Origin of the sequence: Paenibacillus sp. A3 (genome assembly GCF_001399685.1) — a bacterium.
Lineage (GTDB): Bacteria > Bacillota > Bacilli > Paenibacillales > NBRC-103111 > Paenibacillus_G.
Genome location: NZ_JTHN01000299.1, coordinates 1 through 3,890, shown reverse-complemented (window position 1 = coordinate 3,890; position 3,890 = coordinate 1). Strand labels below are relative to the sequence as shown.

The window sequence follows — 3,890 nt, the reverse complement described above, 5'->3', positions numbered from 1 at the left end:
CGGCGAAGCGCTTCGCCGAGATCTCTTGCACCGCACACGAACGGTACCGTAAATTCCTTTTTATTGATATGGAACACTTCATCGGCAGGAGTCAATACTTCGCTCTCGTCGATGTAGTCCACGCCCATCGATTCGAGTACTTTTGCTTCAACAAAATGTCCGATACGCGCCTTGGCCATAACCGGAATGGAAACAACTTTCATGACTTCTTCCACGATGGTAGGGTCGGCCATCCGGGCTACGCCGCCAGCCGCGCGAATATCCGAAGGAACTCTTTCCAAAGCCATAACGGCAGAAGCGCCTGCAGCTTCAGCAATGCGCGCTTGCTCTGCGCTCATGACGTCCATAATGACGCCGCCTTTTTGCATTTCGGCCATACCTTTTTTAACGCGGGATGTACCTGTTTCCATATCCGATTCCTCCTGGGAACATATCGTTAATATTACTGCCAGCCACATGAAATTAGGACAAACTACTAAAAAATTATTTTACAGCAAGCGCTTCAATTTAACAACCCGTTTGCCTTGATTTTATCCCTTTTTGGCGCCGCTGAACAGATCGACGAAGAAGTCTTTAATCGCCCGGAAAAATAATCGGAACCAACTGCCCTTCTCCACTTCCTCCGAGGCAACCAGGCTGACCGTATATTCTTTGCCGCCATACGGCACTTTTGCCGTTCCGAGCTCTTGCCCTTGCGCGATTGGCGCAACGAGCTTGCTTTCATCCGCCAGCGGCTCCGCCGTGATTTGAGATTGATCTATAGTTGTGCCCTTTTTCGCAATAATTTTCAGCTCCGATTTCGTAACAACCGGAACTTCCGTAGCTACGCCTTTTTTAATATTGACTGTTTTCAGCTTTTCTATTTCCTGCTTCGCATTCAGCACCGGTACGAACTCGAAATTGTTAAAGCCATAGTCGAGCACTTTGCGCGTTTCGATAAAGCGTTCCGGCTCCGTCTGCGCCCCCATAACAACGCTGATTAACCGCATGCCGTTACGTTCAGCCGTACCTGTGAAGCAATACTTCGCTTCATTGGTGCTCCCTGTTTTTAACCCATCCAGCCCCTGATAAGCGTATTTCTTAAAGTTCGTGTTCTCCTTGTTTCCTTCGAGCATCCAGTTCCAGTTAATCATCGGAGATTTGTCCTTCTCGCGGAATTTCCTGGACGGAGTCGCCGTATATTTCAATACTTCCTTATGATCCTTAATGATATTATAAGCGATGAGAGCGGCATCTCTGGCCGTCAGCATCGTCTCTCCCTGCACTTCGGTAGGTGCATATTTCCCCATATCCGCTCTTGGCAAGCCGGTCGCATTGATAAAATGAGCCTTGTCCGAAAGCCCGAATTCTTTAGCCTTGGCGTTCATCAGTTTGGCGAAATTTTCTTCCGTTCCCGCAATTCTCTCCGCTAACGCCACCGAAGCGTCGTTAGCCGAATAGATCGACATTGCAGCAAACAGGTTATCTACCGTCGCTTGCTCATTTAAAGCCAGCAGCCCCCCCGAACCGATCACATCGGCCGCATTGGGAGAAGTCGTGACCAATTCGGTTTCACTAAGCTTTTTGTTTTTAATTTCATCCATCACCAAGTATTCAGTCATCATTTTCGCCATACTGGCAGGAGGAAATGCCTCATCCGCATTCATTTCATATAAGATTTGCCCGGTACTCGCTTCCATGAGAATCGCAGATCTGACATTGAGTTTCAAATCTACAGGGGCATCCGCTGCCAGTACAGACGCGGATTGTACCAGAACAAGAGTGGCATTCAGCAAAAGAGTGGCAGCTACGATCGAACAAATGCGTTTTACTTTAAAAAACAACCAACTCACTCCTAAAAAAAATTTTATAAAAAATACATACGTTTAATTGTACCACAAGCTTCTTTCGCTTTACAAAAGCAAAAACGGAAGCCCCAGGCTTCCGTTCTTTTTTGCACGACCCGTTCGCAGGACTACAACGAATAGTTCGGTGCTTCTTTTGTTATTTGAACGTCGTGCGGATGACTTTCTCGAAGGCCTGCCCCCGTGATGCGGATAAAGGATGTATCATTGATAAGCGCTGAGATATCTTTAGCTCCGCAGTAGCCCATCCCGGAACGTAGGCCACCAACCAGTTGGTAAAGCGTATCGGCCAACGGTCCTTTGTAAGCAACCCGACCCTCGATACCTTCCGGTACAAGCTTGCTTTCGTTCTCTTGGAAATAACGGTCTTTGCTGCCTTCTTTCATAGCACCAATCGACCCCATTCCCCGATAAACCTTATAGCGGCGGCCTTGGAAAATTTCCGATTCGCCCGGGCTCTCTTCCGTACCGGCGAATAAGCTGCCCATCATGACGGCGCTCGCGCCGGCTGCGATTGCTTTGACCACGTCGCCCGAATATTTAATACCGCCATCGGCAATGATCGGTACATTGTACTGCCGCGCAACCGTAGCACAATCGTAAATCGCCGTAATTTGCGGTACGCCAATACCTGCGATGACCCGCGTCGTACAAATGGAGCCTGGTCCGATTCCGACCTTCACCATGCTTGCTCCGGCCTCGATCAGATCTTTCGTCGCTTCGCCAGTCGCCACATTGCCCGCGCAAATTGGCAGGTCTGGGTACTGCTCGCGAATTTTGCGGACGGTATTAATAATGTTGATATGGTGCCCGTGTGCCGAGTCAACGACGATCAAGTCCGCGCCGGCCTCGACCAGAGCTGCCGTACGCTCTATGACATCCTTGGATACGCCTACCGCGGCGCCCGCCAGCAGACGGCCTTGTTTGTCCTTTGCCGAGTTCGGGAACTGAATGGCTTTCTCGATATCCTTGATCGTAATCAGGCCCTTAAGAATCCCATTCTCGTCGACCAGAGGAAGCTTCTCGATCTTATGCCGCTGCAAAATGCCTTCCGCTTGTTGAAGCGTCGTACCGACAGGAGCCGTGACGAGATTTTCTTTGGTCATGACTTCTTTAATTTTGATCGAATAATCATGAACGAAGCGCAAATCCCGATTTGTTAAAATACCGACAAGCTTATTGTTCTCGTCGCAAATCGGCACGCCGGAAATCCGATATTTAGCCATCAACTCTTCGGCATCATAGACATGATGCTCTGGAGTAAGGGAGAACGGATTGGTGATTACGCCGCTTTCCGAACGCTTTACGCGATCCACTTCCTCCGCTTGCTGCGCAATCGTCATATTCTTGTGGATGACCCCGATTCCGCCTTCTCGAGCGATAGCGATTGCCAAAGCCGATTCCGTTACCGTATCCATGGCCGAGCTTACAAAAGGAATGTTCAGATTGATGTGGTTTGTCAATTTAGTCGATATGTCGATTTCCTTACCGAACACATCCGATTTTCTCGGTACCAGCAATACATCGTCAAATGTCAAACCTTCTTTGGCAAACTTAGTCTCCCACACAAAAATAATCCTCCTTATTTTATTACATGCTGTACATGCCGCAAGATATTAATTGCAATCTTATCAAAAGCCCATTTTTAGTGTCAAGCAAAAAGTCATGAAGTTTCCATGGCAATTTGTTATTAGTATGCCAATTTCCATAACAAAAAGAGCCTCTCCGGATAAAATCCGAAGAAGCTCTTGTGCTTGGCGACGTCCTACTCTCCCAGGACCCTGCGGTCCAAGTACCATCGGCGCTGGAAGGCTTAACGGTCGTGTTCGGGATGGGTACGCGTGGTTCCCTTCCGCCATCATCACCAAACCTAAAAGGTTCGCGCAGCGAAACTCGCTACGGAAGCTTGGATTTTTCGAAGCGTTACTGCTCCGAAATTGCTGCGAGAAAATATCCATCCTTAGAAAGGATGTGCAGCTCAGGATTTGCGCCCTGAAAACTGGATCGAAACATAGCGTAAGTGAATCGTATTGGATAAGCCCTCGA

2 protein-coding genes, 1 rRNA gene and 1 pseudogene are annotated in these 3,890 nt (G+C 48.6%); all 4 read right to left on the bottom strand.

Annotated elements, in window-relative coordinates:
• A pseudogene (gene pdxS, locus QJ48_RS33415) lies at nt 1-410 on the bottom strand (pyridoxal 5'-phosphate synthase subunit PdxS); the annotation flags it as partial.
• A 120-nt stretch (nt 411-530) separates the two neighbouring features.
• On the bottom strand, nt 531-1,832 hold the full coding sequence (locus QJ48_RS33410) for a D-alanyl-D-alanine carboxypeptidase family protein (RefSeq protein ID WP_237763145.1): 1,302 nt from the start codon (nt 1,830-1,832) through the stop codon (nt 531-533).
• A 122-nt stretch (nt 1,833-1,954) separates the two neighbouring features.
• Nucleotides 1,955-3,412 (bottom strand): IMP dehydrogenase, encoded by a 1,458-nt coding sequence (gene guaB / locus QJ48_RS33405; RefSeq protein ID WP_054977611.1) that lies wholly within the window; start codon nt 3,410-3,412, stop codon nt 1,955-1,957.
• 184 nt (nt 3,413-3,596) lie between these two features.
• Nucleotides 3,597-3,713 (bottom strand): 5S ribosomal RNA (gene rrf, locus QJ48_RS33400).
• Nucleotides 3,714-3,890: the final 177 nt, after the last annotated feature.